13 protein-coding genes are annotated in these 17,250 nt (G+C 63.9%); 6 read left to right on the plus strand and 7 right to left on the minus strand.

Annotated elements, in window-relative coordinates:
* Nucleotides 1–145 precede the first annotated feature (145 nt).
* Nucleotides 146–3,067: an isoleucine--tRNA ligase gene (gene ileS, locus SLT36_RS20110; protein WP_432284108.1), complete on the minus strand. Its 2,922-nt coding sequence runs from the start codon at nt 3,065–3,067 to the stop codon at nt 146–148.
* A 231-nt stretch (nt 3,068–3,298) separates the two neighbouring features.
* On the minus strand, nt 3,299–4,102 hold the full coding sequence (locus SLT36_RS20115; RefSeq protein WP_432284109.1) for a MipA/OmpV family protein: 804 nt from the start codon (nt 4,100–4,102) through the stop codon (nt 3,299–3,301).
* Nucleotides 4,103–4,315: 213 nt separating this feature from the next.
* Here SLT36_RS20115 and SLT36_RS20120 point away from each other — a divergent pair, with 213 nt between their 5' ends.
* Nucleotides 4,316–4,882: an HdeD family acid-resistance protein gene (locus SLT36_RS20120; RefSeq protein WP_432284110.1), complete on the plus strand. Its 567-nt coding sequence runs from the start codon at nt 4,316–4,318 to the stop codon at nt 4,880–4,882.
* A 169-nt stretch (nt 4,883–5,051) separates the two neighbouring features.
* On the opposite strand, the gene SLT36_RS20125 is transcribed toward SLT36_RS20120, so the two are convergent.
* Together SLT36_RS20125 and SLT36_RS20130 are read right to left on the minus strand one after the other, a co-directional pair.
* Entirely contained in the window at nt 5,052–6,035 is a 984-nt protein-coding gene (locus SLT36_RS20125) for a bifunctional riboflavin kinase/FAD synthetase (RefSeq protein ID WP_432284111.1), read from the minus strand.
* Nucleotides 6,036–6,043: 8 nt separating this feature from the next.
* Entirely contained in the window at nt 6,044–6,904 is an 861-nt protein-coding gene (locus SLT36_RS20130; protein WP_182573667.1) for a TIGR01459 family HAD-type hydrolase, read from the minus strand.
* 266 nt (nt 6,905–7,170) lie between these two features.
* Here SLT36_RS20130 and SLT36_RS20135 point away from each other — a divergent pair, with 266 nt between their 5' ends.
* A complete protein-coding gene (locus SLT36_RS20135; protein ID WP_432284112.1) occupies nt 7,171–9,150 on the plus strand; it encodes a pilus assembly protein TadG-related protein in 1,980 nt (659 codons plus the stop codon).
* 107 nt (nt 9,151–9,257) lie between these two features.
* Here SLT36_RS20135 and SLT36_RS20140 read toward each other — a convergent pair whose 3' ends face one another.
* From SLT36_RS20140 to SLT36_RS20150, 3 genes are all read right to left on the minus strand, one after another.
* Complete coding sequence (locus SLT36_RS20140) at nt 9,258–10,799, minus strand: DHA2 family efflux MFS transporter permease subunit (protein ID WP_432284113.1); 1,542 nt, start codon at nt 10,797–10,799, stop codon at nt 9,258–9,260.
* A 117-nt stretch (nt 10,800–10,916) separates the two neighbouring features.
* Nucleotides 10,917–12,065, minus strand: coding sequence for an HlyD family secretion protein (locus SLT36_RS20145; protein WP_432288411.1), 1,149 nt, complete (start codon nt 12,063–12,065; stop codon nt 10,917–10,919).
* Nucleotides 12,062–12,532, minus strand: a complete 471-nt coding sequence (locus tag SLT36_RS20150; RefSeq protein ID WP_432288412.1) for a MarR family winged helix-turn-helix transcriptional regulator — start codon at nt 12,530–12,532, stop codon at nt 12,062–12,064. The genes SLT36_RS20145 and SLT36_RS20150 overlap by 4 nt, the downstream gene beginning before the upstream one ends.
* A 184-nt stretch (nt 12,533–12,716) precedes the next feature.
* On the opposite strand from SLT36_RS20150, the gene SLT36_RS20155 reads away from it, so the two are divergent.
* The 4 genes from SLT36_RS20155 (at nt 12,717) to SLT36_RS20170 (ending at nt 17,194) form a co-directional block, all read left to right on the plus strand.
* Nucleotides 12,717–13,331, plus strand: a complete 615-nt coding sequence (locus tag SLT36_RS20155) for a DsbA family protein (protein ID WP_432284114.1) — start codon at nt 12,717–12,719, stop codon at nt 13,329–13,331.
* A 159-nt stretch (nt 13,332–13,490) separates the two neighbouring features.
* A complete protein-coding gene (groES, locus tag SLT36_RS20160; protein WP_018427182.1) occupies nt 13,491–13,787 on the plus strand; it encodes a co-chaperone GroES in 297 nt (98 codons plus the stop codon).
* 64 nt (nt 13,788–13,851) lie between these two features.
* Nucleotides 13,852–15,504 carry a chaperonin GroEL gene (groL, locus tag SLT36_RS20165; RefSeq protein WP_432284115.1) on the plus strand — a complete coding sequence of 551 codons (1,653 nt, stop codon included), beginning with the start codon at nt 13,852–13,854 and terminating at the stop codon, nt 15,502–15,504.
* A 292-nt stretch (nt 15,505–15,796) separates the two neighbouring features.
* A complete protein-coding gene (locus SLT36_RS20170) occupies nt 15,797–17,194 on the plus strand; it encodes an MATE family efflux transporter (protein WP_432284116.1) in 1,398 nt (465 codons plus the stop codon).
* Nucleotides 17,195–17,250: the final 56 nt, after the last annotated feature.

The following is a 17,250-nucleotide window of genomic DNA, read 5'->3' on the forward strand; positions in this document are numbered from 1 at the left end:
AGTTTCGCGCTTTTACCTTAATGGCTCGTCAAGGGCAACGACCGGCCGGAGATGTCTACCGGTCGTTGCATTTCAGCATCTGTTAGAACCGGCCCATGCCAGAGCCGGCCCATGTCAGAGCCGGCCCATGTCAGCCGGTCAGGTGTCAGAGCCGGCCCAGCGCCTTGAGTTCGTGCAGGGCCGCAGCATCGCGCGCCGAGACATCGGCAAAGGCCGCATCCGAACCGACGTCGCCGGTGTAGCGCCAGGAGCGCGCGCATTTGACCAGCCCGCGGTCCTCCGCCTTCTCGACGACGACGGCAACGCCTGAGACCTCGCGCAGGACAAAGGCATCGGCCGGCGCCGCATCATGCGAGATGACGAGATCGCTGGTGATGCTGATCTCGGCCAGGTCGATGCCCGAGAGCGCGTCTTCCAGCACCGCGTCGCTCATATGGACGACCGGAACCGCCTCCAGCGACGAGCCGATGGTCTTCTTGGCCCGCTCGAGCTCGAGCGCGCCCGTGACCACGCTGCGCACCTGGCGGACCTTGCGCCACTTCTCGGCCAGCGCCTCGTCGCGCCAGGCAGCCGGCACGTCGGGGAACTGTTCGAGATGCACCGACTCTGCGCCCGGGTTGCGTTCGAGCCAGGCCTCTTCGGTGGTGAAAGGCAGCATCGGCGCCAGCCACTTGACGACGCAGTTGAACAGCGCGCGCACGACATGGACGGCAGCCTTGCGGCGGATGCTCGACGGCGCATCGCAGTAGAGCACGTCCTTGCGGATATCGAAGTAGAAGGCCGACAGCTCGACGACCATGAAGTCGATCAACGCACGGGTGATGCGCTTGAACTCGAAATCGTCATAACCCTTGCGCACCAGCGCATCGAGCTCCGACAGCCGGTGCAGCATCAGCCGCTCCAGCTCCGGCATCTCGGCCAGCGCCACCTCCTCGCCGTCGTCATGGGCGAGCGTGCCGAGCATCCAGCGGATGGTGTTGCGCAGCTTGCGATAGGCGTCGATGTTGGTCTGCAGCACGTTCTTGCCGAGGCGCTGGTCTTCCCAATAGTCCGTCGTCATCACCCACAGGCGCAAAATGTCGGCGCCCGACTGCTTCATGACATCCTGAGGCACGACGGTGTTGCCGAGCGACTTCGACATCTTGCGGCCTTCCTCGTCCATGGTGAAACCATGGGTGACGACCGTATTGTAGGGCGCGCGGCCGCGCGTGCCGCAGCTTTCGAGCAGCGACGAGTGGAACCAGCCGCGATGCTGGTCCGAGCCTTCGAGATAGACGTCGGCCGGCCATTTCAGGTCGGGGCGATCCTCCAGCGTGAAGACATGGGTCGAGCCCGAATCGAACCAGACGTCGAGGATGTCCATAACCTGGGTCCACGCCTCGTTGGCGCGGGAGCCGAGGAAGCGCTCGCGCGCGCCCTCGGCGAACCAGGCGTCGGCGCCCTCGTCCTCGAAGGCCGCGACGATGCGGGCATTGACCGCCTCGTCCTTCAGCACATTGCCGTCGGCGTCGGCAAAGATGGCGATCGGCACGCCCCAGGCGCGCTGGCGCGACAGCACCCAGTCGGGGCGGTCCTCGATCATGGCGCGCAGGCGGTTCTGGCCGGCGGCGGGCACGAAACGCGTGTCGTCGATCGCCTGGAGCGCCCGGCTGCGCAAGGTCGTGCCGTCGCCGAGCTCTCTGTCCATATAGACGAACCACTGCGGCGTGTTGCGGAAGATGATCGGCTTCTTCGAACGCCAGCTGTGCGGATAGCTGTGCTTGAGCCGGCCGCGCGCAAACAGCGCCGCGTGCCTGATCAGCTCGTCGATGACCGCCTTGTTGGCGTCGCCCTTCTTGCCGTTGTCGTCGATGACGCGCGCCGCACCACCTTCGCGGTCGGGACCGAAGCCCGGCGCGTCCTTGGTGAAGAAGCCGCCATCGTCGACGGTGAACGGGATCGCCGGGTCGATGCCGCGCGCGTGCAGATCCTTCGCCGCATCCATCCAGGCATCAAAGTCCTCGCGGCCATGGCCGGGTGCCGTGTGCACGAAGCCGGTGCCGGCATCGTCGGTGACATGGTCGCCGGCAATCATCGGCACGCCGAACAGATAGCCGCCGCCGAAGCCCTTGAGCGGATGCGAAAGCACAGCTTTTCCAAGCTCTTCGCCGGAAACGCTGGCGATCTGATTCAACGTCACCTTGGCCTTGGCCGCGGCTTCGTCGGCAAGGGCTGCGGCAAAGATGAGCTTTTCACCCGGCTGCGGGCCGAAATCGTTTTCGGCAGCGGTGACCTCATAGAGGCCGTAAGCGATGCGCGGCGAATAGCTGACGGCGCGGTTGCCGGGGATGGTCCAGGGCGTCGTCGTCCAGATGACGACATGGGCGCCGGCCAGGGAATCCGAGCCGGAAGCGACCGGGAATTTCACCCAGATCGTGTCGCTCTCATAATCCTGGTACTCGACCTCGGCCTCGGCCAGCGCCGTGCGCTCGACCACCGACCACATCACCGGCTTGGAGCCGCGATAGAGCTGGCCCGACATGGCGAACTTCAACAGCTCGCCGGCGATGCGCGCCTCGGCGTGGAAGTTCATCGTCGTGTACGGATTCTTGAAGTCGCCGACGACGCCGAGACGCTGGAACTCCTCGGCCTGGATGCCGATCCAGCCAGCGGCGAATTCACGGCATTCCTTGCGGAATTCGTTGATCTCGACCTCGTCCTTGTTCTTGCCGGCGGCGCGGTATTTTTCCTCGATCTTCCACTCGATCGGCAGGCCGTGGCAGTCCCAGCCCGGCACGTAGTTGGAATCGTAGCCGCGCATCTGGAACGAGCGGGTGATGACGTCCTTGAGGATCTTGTTCAGCGCATGGCCGATATGGATGTTGCCGTTGGCATAGGGCGGGCCGTCATGCAGGACGTATTTCTCGCGGCCGGCGGCACTTTCACGCAGGCGCTTGTAGAGGTCCATCTTCTGCCAGCGGGCAACCGTCACCGGCTCCTTCTCGGGCAGGCCGGCGCGCATCGGGAATTCCGTCTGCGGCAGATAAAGGGTCTTGGAATAGTCGAGCTTTTCGAACGTGTCGGTCATCTGTCTTGCCATCTTGCCCGGCAAAGCTGCCACGGGCGTTCAACTGTCATGATCTGGAAAAGGCGCCGGTAGCGCGCAGGCAAAAAGTCCCGGACTTGCGGACAGCCTCAGGCCACCCGGAAGGCCGGGCCTGTAATTCGTATCGACGTCGCAAAGACGGGCGCGAAAAATCTCATGGCCGCGCTTTTAGCGGAGCCGGAGCGCGGAATAAAGCGCCTAATTCGCTAGATATCAAAGGTTGAAGTCGAAGCGGTAGCTTGTCGACACGCCGATGGTCAGCTGGTCGCGCGAACCGCGCTCCCTGACGATGGTCGAATCCGCCGCCGGCCCCATCAGCCGCGAATATTCGGTGAACAGGCTGGCGGTGACGTTGTCGGTCGCCTTCCAGGTGATCGCGCCGCCGACGCCGGCCGAGCGCATGCCGCCGCCGGGATTGTACTGGCTGATGCCGGAAGCAGCGGCTTCCTGGGCGCTGACGCCGTAATAGGTGTCGAAATAGTCGTTGGAGGCAAAGGACACGCGCGGGCCACCCGAGACCCGGATTTCGGGGGTGACGTCGTGGAACGCATCGACGGCGATATCGGCGACGATGCCGCTATGGGCGCGAATGCCGTGCCGGACCTCGGCGCGGGCGCGCATCCAGTCGGTCGGGTAGAATTCGAAGAAGCCGCCGACCTCACCGCCCCAGCGCACGTCGTGCAGGCCCTGCAGCTCGTGCTCGGCGTCGCGGCCGAAGATGATCTTGCCGTTCAGGCCGGCGCGGACGCCGCCATCGTCGATCAGCGCCAGGGAGATGTTGTCGTTGCGCGAGGAGAAGCGCACGTCATTGCCGGCCTTCCCCAGCGAAATGATCGGCTGGGCGCTGAACAGATATTTCTTGGAGCCCTCGAAGCGGGGCGCGACCATGCCGGTGGCGCCGAGCGTCAGATACCAGTCGCCGGAGAGAAAGCCGAAAGCGCCCTCGCCTGCCATTGCCGGTCCACTGACCAGAGCAAGAGCGGAAACCGCTGCGGAAATACGACCGAAAGACCTCATCACAACCCCGCGTACGCTACGAACCCAATCGCCAGGACCATTCGGTTTGACGCAAACAATGTAAAATTTGAATTAAACTCGATCCTTCACACTGACGTTTATTTCCCTCTGCGGTTGCCCGCCACTGGACCGACTCGTCTGCCAAGAATAGCCTCCATGTCAGGCGCAGTGCCACCGTTATTGAGACTTGTTCAAATCAGGGAGACGGGTTCGATGGCAATTTCCGATCAGATGCCGCAAGGCGACGTCGCCGCGTTGCGCTCCAAATGGGGCTGGTTCGTGCTGCTCGGCGTAGCACTCACCGTGCTGGGGATCGTCGCTGCCGGCAACCTGATGATCGCGACCGTCGCGTCGGTCTATTTCGTCGGCTGGCTGATGATCCTGGCAGGCGTCTTCGAAATCATCCACGCCTTCGGCATAAAGAACTGGGGCGGCTTCCTGCTCTGGCTGCTCGGCGGCGTGCTCTACATCGTTGCCGGCTTCCTGGCTTTCAGCAACCCGCTTTTGGCGTCGGCCATCCTGACATTGTTCCTGGCCGCCAGCCTCGTCGCTTCGGGCCTGATGCGCATCTGGATGGGCATCAAAGGAAGAGGCCTTTTGTCGAGCTGGGGCTGGATCGTCGCCGCAGGCGTGGTGACGTTGCTCGCCGGCATCGTCATCGCCATCGGCTGGCCGGTGAACAGCCTGATCGTGCTGGGCGCCTTCCTGGCGATCGACCTGATCTTCCAGGGCATCAGCTACATCGCCTTCGGCTTGGGCGCGAAGAACGCCAACGGATAGAGACTTGTTTTTGCGCAATTCCAGTCGGAAAACCGCGTCACACTTTTCCTGGAATTGCTCTCTCTTTGCGCAATTCCGGACGGAAAACCGCGTCACACTTTTCCTGGAATTGCTCTCTCTTTGCGCAATTCCAGACGGAAAACCGCGTCACACTTTTCCTGGAATTGCGCTAGAACGCCATCGCCTGATCGAGCTCGGAGAGCGGGCGCACGCCTTGCAGCAGCGCCCTCGCCTCGGCCTCGTCCTGTTTCATCTGGACGACGAGGGCGTCGAGACCGTCGAACTTGACCTCGCCCCTGAGGTAGCCGAACAGCGACACCGAGGCTGTCTCGCCATAGAGGTCGCCGGAAAAATCGAAGACGAAGGTTTCAAGCAGCGGCGCGAGATTGTCGCCGACCGTAGGGCGTCGGCCAAAACTTGCCACGCCGTCATGCAGCGTTCCGTCGGCGCGACGGAAACGCACGGCATAGATGCCTTCCTTGAGACCGCTCTCCGAAGACAGCCGCATATTGGCGGTCGGAAAGCCCAGGGTGCGGCCAAGCTGCGCGCCGCCGACGACCTCCGCCTCGACGGTGTAGCGATAGCCTAGCAGACCGGCTGCCTCCGCCGCCTCGCCACTGGCCAAAAGTTCGCGGATGCGGCTCGACGAGATGATCTCGGTGCCTTCGTCGCGGAAGGCATCGACTAGGGTCACGCCGAAGCCGTGCCGCTCGCCCGCCGCCATCAGGAAAGCTGGTCCGCCCTGCCGGTTCTTGCCGAAGTGGAAATCGAAGCCGGTGACGACGTGGCTGATGCCGAGGCGCTGCTCCAGGATGGAGGTGACGAAATCCTCGGCCGACAGGCCGGCAAATTCGCGCGTGAACGGCGTTTCGACGACACCGGCAAAGCCGAGCGCCTCGATCAGCCGCGCCTTGACCGGCGGCGGCGTCAGCACGAACAAAGGCACCTCGGGCCGGAACACCTTGCGCGGATGCGGTTCGAAGGTCAGCACCAGTGCCGCCACCCCGCGCCGGCGCGCCTCTTCGAGGGCGCGCTCGAGCACCGCCTGGTGGCCGCGATGGATGCCGTCGAAATTGCCGATGGCAACGACGCTGCCGCGCAACCGCTCCGGCACCGGCTCTTCCCCCGAAATGCGAAGAAAGCTTTGTGTCATCTTGGCGCTTACCGCAGCTTCGGAATGGTCGCCACCGGCGAATAGCCATGCTTGTCGAGGAACGCCGCGAGCATGTCAGGATCGGGCGCGTGCGCCTCGCCATAGTCGCGGGCATGGATGCCGCCCGAGACGTAGAGCACGTCGATGCCGTTGTCGGCGGCACCCTTGACGTCGGTGAACATGCCGTCGCCGATCGCCAGCGCATCAGCCAGCTTGACCTCGCGGCCGAGCACTTCGCCCGCCGCCGCCAGTGCCGCCTCATAGATCGGCCGGTGCGGCTTGCCCGACACCAGCGTGCGGCCGCCGAGCTGGCCGTAGTCACGCGCCAGCGCGCCGGCGCACCAGATCAGCTCGTGACCGCGCTCGACGACGATGTCGGGATTGGCGCAGATGAACGGCAGGTTGCGCGCGCGCAGGCGGCGCAGCATCTCGGCATAGTCGTCGGGCGTTTCGGTCTCGTCGTCGAAAAGCCCGGTGCAGACCACGACGGAGGCCTCGAACTCCTCGACAAGATCGACATCGAGACCGTCATAGATCGGAAAATCGCGGTCGGGGCCGATGTGGAAAACGCGGCGCGGCCCCGAGCGGATCAATTCGCGGGTGACGTCGCCGGAGGTTACGACACGGTCCCAGGCGCTTTCTGGCACGCCAAGATTGGCGAGCTGGGCGATGACACCGGCGCGCGGACGCGGCGCATTGGTGATCAGCACGACGGCCACGCCCTTGTCGCGCGCCGCCTTGAGTGCTGCGGCGGCTTCGGGGAAGGCGTCGACACCGTTGTGGATGACGCCCCAGACGTCGCACAGCAGAGCCTGATAGCGGCCGGTGAGCGCTTCGAGCGACGCGATTGATTGGGGCAAGCCTGCCATTTCCTGTCCTTCGATCGATCCCAACGGGAGACTTTGGCTGAACGGCCAAGTAGCCCGGAATTATCCGAACCGGTCCGTCCTGTCACCAGCTTTTGCCCCTGATGCAACTATGCCAGCGGTGTCGACGGCGTCCCGGCCACCACGGACCGGCGTCCGCTTGGTAAACGGGACGCTAATCCGGAGCTGCGACTTCTCGATAGATTAGGAACCGCAAATTTAACGATTGTGTGCGAATTTGCCGGGGTTGAGCTCGGGGACCCCCATCCATGATCCGCAAATTTTTGCGCGACCGGCGCGGTAGCTATGCAATCCTCACAGTCGCAGCAATGGTACCGATCATGGGGGCCCTGGCTCTCGCGATCGACTATTCGGAAATGTCGCGTCAGCGCGAGATCACACGCAACGCCCTTGACGCCGCCGGCATCGCTACGGCCAGGCGCCTCATCGAAGGCGCCACCGACGACCAGCTCAAGACCTATGCCAGCGACTTCTTCAACGCCAATCTCGGTCCGGTGAACCCGGCGAACACCACGCTGGTGGTCACCCTGCCGAGCAACAATTCGGGCGGCGGCACGCTGAAGCTCGAGGCCAATCTCAAATACGATCCCTATTTCGTGCCTGCCGCGGCAGCCCTGCTCGGCAAGGGCAGCGGCTCGAACCGGATGGATTTTACCGTCAAGTCGGAGATCCGCCTCAAGAACACGCTCGAGGTCGCCCTCGTCCTCGATAATTCGGGGTCGATGAGCTATCTCGGCTCCGGTACCGGCCAGCAGCGCATCGACCTGCTCAAGGCAGCGTCCAAGCAGCTGGTCGACAAGATGGCCGAACAGGCCGCCGCGATGAAGCAGATCGACAAGCCGGTGCAGTTCGGACTGGTGCCCTTCGCCGCCTCGGTCAACATCGCGCCCGACAATGACGACCAGTCGTGGATGGATACGAACGGGCTTTCGCCGGTTCATCACGAGAACTTCGACTGGTCGAAGATGACGCAAGCCAACATGACGAGCGCCGACATCGCCCAGATCGGCGAGAAGTTTGCCGAATATTCGGGCGGCATGTGGCGCAAGAAGGGCAACGGCTGGGGCGCCTCGGTCGGCGAGCCGCTGACGCGCTTCAGCCTGTATCAGGACATGACGGCGCAGACGGACCGCGAGGCGATCCCGAACAAGTACAGGCGCGTCTGCAAGCGCTACAGCAACAGCCGATGCCAGGAATACACCGACGTCCCCGAATACGCCTACACGGTCAGCCAATACACCAGCTGGCAAGGCTGCGTCGAAGCGCGCCCGGCGCCCTACAACACCGACGACACGGCCGCCAGCTCGACCAAGCCGGAAACACTGTTCGTGCCGATGTTCGCCCCCGACGAGGCGAGGCATCTGTGGACCGACCTGAACAATGACGGCATTCCCGACCTCAACACCGACAACTGGAGCTACGACAACAACTGGTGGGCAGACTGGGAAAACACCACGACCAAGCCGAGACAGGCCGACATGCGCAAATATTTCCGCGTCAAACCCTACAGCGCGGCGGCCGCGCCTGACGGCAATGGTCCGAACTACTCCTGCACCACCAACCCGATCACCGCGCTGACCGATATCAGCGTGACCGGCGGAAAAGACGCCATCAAGAAGGCCATCGACGACATGGAGCCGTCGGGCAACACCAACGTGCCGGAAGGCACCGCCTGGGGCTGGCGGGTCGTCTCGAGCGGCGCGCCGTTCACCAGCGGCAGGTCGGAATCGGAAAAGGGCAACGACAAGGTGGTGATCGTGCTGACCGACGGCGCCAACACCTACAGCCCGTTCGGCGACTCGAGTAACGCCAACAACCGCTCGACCTATGCCGCCTATGGTTATGCCGGCAAGGGCTACAACGGCACCAGCACCTCGCGCATCTTCATGGGCACCAGTTCGTCGGTGAGCAAGTCGACCTACACCAGCGACAACTTCCAGGCGGCGATGGACGAGACGATGCAGACGGTCTGCTCCAACGCCAAGGGTCCCAATGCCCGCAAGATCGACGGCCAGGGCAATGACGCCGTCGTCGTCATGACCGTGTCGCTCGACCTCAGCGAAAGCAAGACCGCCGAGAAGAAGGCCATCGACGCGATGAAGTCCTGCGCCTCCTATTCGCGCACGACCATTGGCAAGAAGCTCTACTGGAATGCCACCGGCGCCAATCTGATGCAGGTGTTCAAGGAGATCGCCGACGAACTGTCGAACCTGCGCATCGTCGGCTAGCCGCCGATACGGACATGAAAAAGGCGCCGTCCTCGTGGGCGGCGCCTTTTCTTGTCGGTCCATAGGCGCTGCCGGGCAGCTCAGTCCATATGCGCTGCCGGGGCAGCTCAGTCCATATGCGCTGCCGGCGCAGCGACGGCCGCCGCCTGCACCTTCGGCTTGCGCAGCAGCAGCGCCAGCGGAATGGCGCAGAGCGAGACGATCATCATCAGCTTGAAGTCGTCGATGTAGGAGATCATGAGCGCCTGGATGTTGACCAGGCCGTCGACCTGCGACAGCGCCGTCGGGTTGCCTGATACCGCCCCCGGCGACAGTGCCATCAGGTTCGGGTTGAACGGCGTGATGTTGGCCGACAGCTCGGCATGGTTGATCTGGACATTGCGCGTCAGAAGCACCGAGACGATCGAAATGCCGATCGATGAGCCGATGTTGCGGACCAGGCTGAACAGGCTCGCGGCATCGGTACGGTATTGCGGCGCCAGCGTCGCGAAGGCCACCGTCGACAGCGGCACGAAGACGAGGCCGAGGCCCAGGCCCTGCACGACGCCGGTCGAAACGATCAGGAACGCATCCATCTGCGGCGTGAAGCCGGTCATGTAATAGAGCGACAGTGCGGTCAGAAGCAGGCCTGCGACGACCAGGTAGCGGTTGTCGACCATGCGCACCAGGCGTCCGACCAAAAGCATCGAGATCATCGTGCCGACGCCGCGCGGCGCCATGACCAGGCCGGTGGTGATGGTCGGGTAGCCATAGATGCGGGCCAGCATCGGCGGCAGCAGGGCGAGGCTGGCCAGCAGGATCACGCCGATGACGAAGATGAACACCAGGCCGGTGACGAAGTTGCGGTCGGTGAAGATCCTGGGGTCGAGGAAGGTATTCTTCGACATCGCCATATGAACGGCAAAGACCCAGAAACCTGTGATCGCCAGGCCGAGCTCGATCCAGATCTCGACGGCCGAGAACCAGTCGACCTCGCCGCCGCGGTCGAGCATCAGCTGCAGCGCGCCGACGCCGAGCGACAGCATGGCAAAGCCGAAGAAGTCGAAGCCGCGCAGGCGCTTGCCGATGGCCGGCAGATAGGCGGCCGAGCCGAGGAAGGCGACGATGCCGACAGGCAGGTTGATGAAGAACACCCAGCGCCAGTTGAAGCTCTCGGTCAGCCAGCCACCGAGCGTCGGGCCGATGATCGGGCCGACCATGATGCCGGCGCCCCACAGCGCCATGGCCTGGCCGTGGCGCTCCTTGGGGTTGATGTCGAGCAGGAAGGTCTGGCTCAACGGCACGATGGCCGCGCCGAACACGCCCTGGAGGACGCGGAACAGCACCATCGTCTCCAGGCTCCAGGCGACGCCGCAGAGCATCGACATGATGGTGAAGCCGACGACCGAGACGAGGAACAGCTCCTTGCGGCCGAAACGATCCGACATCCAGCCGGTCAGCGGCGTCATGATGGCGGCGGCGACGATGTAGGAGGTCAGCACCCAGTTGATGGTGTCCTGGGACGCGCCGAGATCGCCGACCATCGAGGGCAGCGCGACATTGGCGATGGTGGTGTCGAGCACCTGCATCACGGTTGCCAGCATGATGGCAACGGTGATCAGGCCGCGATGCGGCACGTCGGTGAGGGATTTTGCTGCTGACTGGCTCATTCGACCAACCCTTGGGACCTGGTGGTCGTCAAGCGGCGACCAGAAGCCGAAGTGCCGGCCGCATCAGCGCGGCCGGAACGACTTCGAAAATTCACTTAGACATTGAGGTGACGGCGCTTATTCCGCCGCCACCGCGTGACCGAAGATGCTGCCGAAGCCGCGCGACACGCCGGTGTCGATCGACACCGAGGCGCTCATGCCGGTGCGCATGGCGAGGCCTGCCTCGGCGGTATCGACCTTGATCCTGACCGGAATGCGCTGGGTGACCTTGACCCAGTTGCCGGTGGCGTTCTGGGCCGGCAGCAGCGAGAACTCGGCGCCGGTGCCCGCGCCGATCGCCTCGACCGTGCCGCGGAAGGTGCGGTCCGGATAGGTGTCGAGCACGATCTCGGCTTCCTGGCCCGGCTTCATGTGGGTCAGCTGCGTTTCCTTGAAATTCGCCTCGATCCAGGTGTCGCCCGTCTCGACGAGGCTGAACAGCGCGGTGCCGGTGCCGACGAACTGGCCGACCTTGAAGGACGCGGCCTGCGAGACGACGCCGTCGGCGGGGGCGCGGACCGTCGTCTGGGCCAGGTTGAAGGCGGCCTTGTCGCGTGCGGCAAGCGCCGACAGAACCGTCGGGTGCTTGTCGGTCTCGATGTCGGGGTTGCCGCCAAGCGCCGCCTTGGCGCTGGCGATGCCCTGCACCGCCGCACTGTGCTGCTCCTCAGCCTTGTCGAGGTCCATGCGGGCCTCGTCGAGCGACGACTTGGTGTTGACGCCCTTGGTGACCAGGCCGTTGCTGCGGTCGAACTGCGCCCGGGCATAGTCGAGGCCGCTGGCAGCGACCCGCTCCTGGGCCACCGCCTGGCTGTAGGCGGCGCGAAGCTGCTCGACATTGAGCCGGGCTGCGGCAAGGGATGCGTCAGACTGCGCCAGCGCGATCTTGTAGGGCTCGGGATCGACTTCGAACAGGACATCGCCTGATTTCACCGTCGTGTTGTCGGTAACGTCGACCTTGACGATGCGACCCGCGGCTTCCGAGGCGATGTTGACCTTGGCCTGGCGCAGATTGGCGTTTTCGGTTTCCTGGTAGCGGCCGCCGGTGACCCAGAAATAGCCGCCGCCGACCACCAGGGCCAAAGGCAATGCCGCCATCAACAGAACGCGGCCACGCTTCTTCGGCGCCGGCGCAGGGGGCGCGATCACGGGCTGGATCTGGGTTGCGGCCGCGCTATCCAACTCGACCTTTGCGCTGTTCTCGTTCACTTTCGCCACCGCGTTCATGTCTTCGTCTCTCTCAAACAATTCGCATCCGTGGGCTCGCCAGCGGAAAGGTTGTCGATAATGGTGCGCAGGCCATGGACCGTGGCGAGGCGCTGTTCATCGGAAAGTCCCGCCAGCGCCTTCTCGTAGACTTCGCCGGCCACCGCCTTGACCTTGGAAAAGGCCTCCAGCGCCTTGTCGGTCGGAAAGATCATCCGCACCCGTCTATCGCTGGCGCCCTGGCGGCGCTCGATCCAGCCGCCCTCCTCCATCCGGTCCAGCAGTCGCGAGACGCTGATCGGCTCGATTTCGAGGAGCTCGGCAAGCCGCGCCTGGGCCACGCCCTCTTCCTTGACCAGCCGGACCAGCAGGCGCCACTGCGCCGCCGACAGCCCGAATTCGCTGCCGCGCTGCTCGAAATTGCGCCGCACCAGCCTTGCCGCGTCGTGGATCAGGAAACCCAGCCTGTCGATGCCTTCGTTTTTCATGAGCCGCATATATTATAAGCATGCTTATCATTCAAGCGGCGTTTTTGCATTGCACACTTGCATTCACGTCCGGGCATTCACGTCCCGGCCTTCACATCATCGTGTGCCGGCGCGGCGATTAGGCGGCTGTTAAACATGCGGGCTCATCGTCTAGGACAACGCCACGACAAACAGGATCGATCGCATGCCCGACCGGTCGCCCAACCGGCGTCATATCCTCAAGGCCGTTGTTGCCCTTGGCGCGCTGACCCCGCTGCCGCTCTGGGCCAATCCGATGCCGAGCGTCGAAGACGTCGCCTTCGATCCCGATATCCCGGTGCTCGGCAATCCCGACGGCGACGTCACGGTGGTCGAGTTCACCGACTATCAGTGTCCCTATTGCAAGCTGAGCTTCCTGCAATTGTCCGAGGTGATGAAGGAAGACACGGGCATTCGCCTGGTGCTGCGCGACTGGCCGATCTTCGGCGAGGTCTCGCGCAATGCCGCCCTGCTCACCCTGGCCGCAAACAGCCAGGGCCGTTATGCCGATGCCGTGCAGACATTGATGACCGCCCGCGAACGACTGACATTCCGCAGCACCGCCAATCTGCTTGGCGAGGCCGGCGTCGATGTCGAGCGCGCCCGCGGCGATCTCCAGGCCAGGCAGGACGTGCTTGTCGGCGTGCTCGCCCGCAACGAGGCCCAGGCCAGCGCTTTCCAGCTCCAGGGCACACCCGGTTTCCTGATCGGCAAGGCGCTTTACAAGCGCGGCATGACCTCGGACGACTTCCGCAAGGCCATCGCCCAGGCGCGCGGCTGACACCCCCAGAAAACTCGCTGTCGCGAAGCTGTCATTCCCTTGACAGCCGAGGGGTGGCGGACTATCTCAGCGGCACGTTAGCACTCGCCTGAAGTGAGTGCTAACCAAGTCCGGTTCAGCCGGACCGAGGGTTCTCAACAGTTCACCGAGGAAGTTCAAATGGCAAAGTCGAAGTTCCGCCCGCTTCATGACCGCGTGGTCGTTCGCCGGGTCGAATCCGAATCCAAGACCGCCGGCGGGATCATCATCCCGGATACGGCCAAGGAAAAGCCGCAGGAAGGCGAAATCGTCGCCGTCGGCTCCGGCGCTCGCGATGAAGCCGGCAAGCTCGTCCCGCTGGACGTCAAGGCTGGTGACCGCGTGCTGTTCGGCAAGTGGTCGGGCACCGAAGTGAAGCTCAATGGCGAAGACCTTCTGATCATGAAGGAATCCGACATCATGGGCATCATCGGCTGATCGCCTGATATTCGCACCATCCCATCTGAAATTCGGGCCCTAAAGGCCCATCGAGGAGCTTAAAATGGCTGCTAAAGACGTAAAGTTCTCCCGTGACGCCCGCGAGCGCATGCTGCGCGGTGTCAACATCCTCGCCGACGCGGTGAAGGTGACGCTTGGCCCGAAGGGCCGCAACGTCGTCATCGACAAGTCGTTCGGCGCCCCGCGCATCACCAAGGACGGCGTCACCGTCGCCAAGGAAATCGAGCTTGAAGACAAGTTCGAGAACATGGGCGCCCAGATGGTCCGCGAAGTTGCTTCGAAGACCAACGACATCGCCGGCGACGGCACCACGACCGCGACCGTTCTGGCCCAGGCCATCGTTCAGGAAGGCCACAAGGCCGTTGCCGCCGGCATGAACCCGATGGACCTGAAGCGCGGCATCGACCTCGCCGTTGCTGAAGTCGTCACCCACCTCGTCAAGAGCTCGAAGAAGATCAAGACTTCGGAAGAAGTCGCCCAGGTCGGCACCATCTCGGCAAACGGCGAGAAGGAAATCGGCTCGATGATCGCGGAAGCGATGCAGAAGGTCGGCAACGAAGGCGTCATCACGGTTGAAGAAGCCAAGACCGCCGAGACCGAACTGGAAGTCGTCGAAGGCATGCAGTTCGACCGCGGCTACCTCAGCCCCTACTTCGTCACCAACCCTGACAAGATGGTTGCTGATCTCGAAGACGCCTACATCCTGCTGCACGAGAAGAAGCTGTCGAACCTCCAGGCGATGCTGCCGGTCCTCGAGGCCGTCGTGCAGACCTCGAAGCCGCTGCTCATCATCTCGGAAGACGTCGAAGGCGAGGCTCTGGCCACGCTCGTCGTCAACAAGCTGCGTGGCGGCCTGAAGATCGCTGCCGTCAAGGCTCCGGGCTTCGGCGATCGCCGCAAGGCCATGCTGGAAGACATCGCCATCCTGACCGGTGGCCAGGTCATCTCGGAAGACCTCGGCATCAAGCTCGAGAACGTCGGCCTCAACATGCTCGGCCGCGCCAAGAAGGTGTCGATCTCCAAGGAGAACACCACCATCGTCGACGGCGCCGGCAAGAAGGCCGAGATCCAGGGCCGCGTCGCCCAGATCAAGCAGCAGATCGAAGAGACCACGTCGGACTACGACAAGGAGAAGCTGCAGGAACGTCTCGCCAAGCTGGCAGGCGGCGTTGCCGTCATCCGCGTCGGCGGTGCGACCGAGATCGAGGTCAAGGAGCGCAAGGACCGCGTCGATGACGCGCTGAACGCAACCCGCGCCGCTGTCGAAGAAGGCATCGTTCCTGGCGGTGGCGTTGCCCTGCTGCGTTCGTCGCTGGCCATCAAGGCTGTCGGCGAGAACTCCGACCAGGCTGCCGGCATCAACATCGTCCGTCGCGCTCTGCAGGCTCCGGCCCGCCAGATCGCTGCGAACGCAGGTGCCGAAGCTTCGATCGTCGCCGGCAAGATCCTCGAGAACAAGACGGCTACCTTCGGCTACAACGCCCAGACCGGCGAATATGGCGACATGATCGCTTTCGGCATCGTCGACCCGGTCAAGGTCGTTCGTACGGCCCTGCAGGACGCAGCTTCGGTTGCCGGCCTGCTCGTCACCACCGAAGCCATGATCGCTGAAGCCCCGAAGAAGGACTCGGCCGGCGGCATGCCGGGCGGTATGCCTGGCGGCGGCATGGGCGGCATGGGCGGCATGGACTTCTAAGAAGTCCAACTCTCAGAAGCTTACGGAAAGGGCGCCTTCGGGCGCCCTTTTTCGTTGCGCGACACAGTGCAACTTCGGGCGCCTCGCGTGCCTCTCGGCAAGGCGCGCCCACGGCGCCGGATTGACAGCGTGCATCCACAGGCCTAGTGAGCGCCCGGGGCATGAAGGGCCCGCCGCCCGCAGCGCAAGCACGGTAAAGCCTTCGCCATGTTAGTCGAAACCGACGCATCAGACCAATGGTAATGCGGGCCCCCATTTGATCTCCGTTTGATGCGCTATCGGAGACGACGAGATGACCTCCCTCAACGCTCGAGGCGCGAATGCCTTCCTGCATGCCCCCTTGGCCGGCCTTTTTTTCAGGACGGCGTTACCCATCATCCTGATCATGGCCACCAACGGCCTGCTCGCCATCGTCGATGCCTATTTCCTCGGCACCTATGTCGGGCCCGACGCGCTGGCTGCCGTGACCCTGATGTTCCCGGCCTTCATGCTGCTTGTGGCGCTTTCGACGCTGGTGGCGAGCGGCATGGCGAGCCAGCTCGCCCGCCTGCTCGGCGCCGGCGAGCGCGACAAGGCGCGCGCGACCTTCCTCGATGCGCATGGCCTTGCCCTGCTCGTCTGCGCACTCGCGATCGCTGCCTTCCTGCTCGGCGGCAAGGAGCTGGCCTTGCGGCTTGCCAACGGGTCGCAACCGCTCGCCGGGATGGGCTACGGCTACATTTCCATCCTGGTCTGGGCTGCGCCTGTGATGTTTGCGCTGTCGCTCAACGGCGACGGGTTGCGCTGCGAAGGCCGCCTCGGCGTCGTCGCCGCGGCCAGCCTTTTGACCTCGGTCGCCAATGCCGGCCTGAACTACGTGCTCATCGTCGGCTTCGACTATGGGGTTTCAGGCTCGGCCCTTGGCACCGTGCTCGCCCAGGCGATAGCCGTTGCCTTCGTCGTCGTCTACCGGCTGCGCGCCGGCACGGTGCTGCAATACGCAGCTGTCCCGTCGATGCGCTGGACCGCCGCGTGGCGGCAATTGCTGTCGCTTGGGGCACCGCAGAGCCTGAGCTTCATCGGCATCTCGCTGCTCGCCGCGACGGTCATCTATTCGACCCAGCTCTGGCAAGGCGAGGCCTATGCGGCAACCGTCGCCGCCTACGGCATCATCACCCGCATCATGACCTTTGCCTTCCTGCCGATGCTCGGGCTGAACATGGCGATGCAGACGATTGTCGGCAACAATTTCGGCGCCGGGCAATGGCAGCGGTCGGATGCCGGGCTGAAGCTGGGGCTTTTGCTGGCGCTGATCTATTGCGCGCTGTTCGAGGCGGCGATGCTGCTCAGCCATGGCAGCCTCGGCGCGATCTTCGTCGACGATCCGGCGACACAGAGCCAGGTCGCCCGCATCCTGCCGATGACGGTGGCGCTCTACATGCTGGCCGGGCCTGTGATGATGCTGTCGGGTTATTTCCAGGCCATCGGCGATGCCCGCCGCGCTTTGCTGCTCAGCGTCGCGCGCACCTATCTGCTGGCCATACCGCTGACCATCGGCCTGCCTCATCTGCTCGGCGAACGCGGCATCTGGCTGGCCTCACCCATCGCCGAACTGCTGATGGTGCTGGTCGTTTCCATGCTGCTGCTGCACGCAAGGGCACGGACCGGCTTCGCCTGGGGCCTGTTCCGGGCCAAAGCCGCTATCGCCTGAAACGGCGTCGAAAAAGCTTCTGATATTTTTTCGAAACCGCTGGAACCTTTCTGCCG

Origin of the sequence: Aminobacter sp. BA135 (genome assembly GCF_050859125.1) — a bacterium.
Taxonomy (GTDB): domain Bacteria; phylum Pseudomonadota; class Alphaproteobacteria; order Rhizobiales; family Rhizobiaceae; genus Aminobacter; species Aminobacter ciceronei.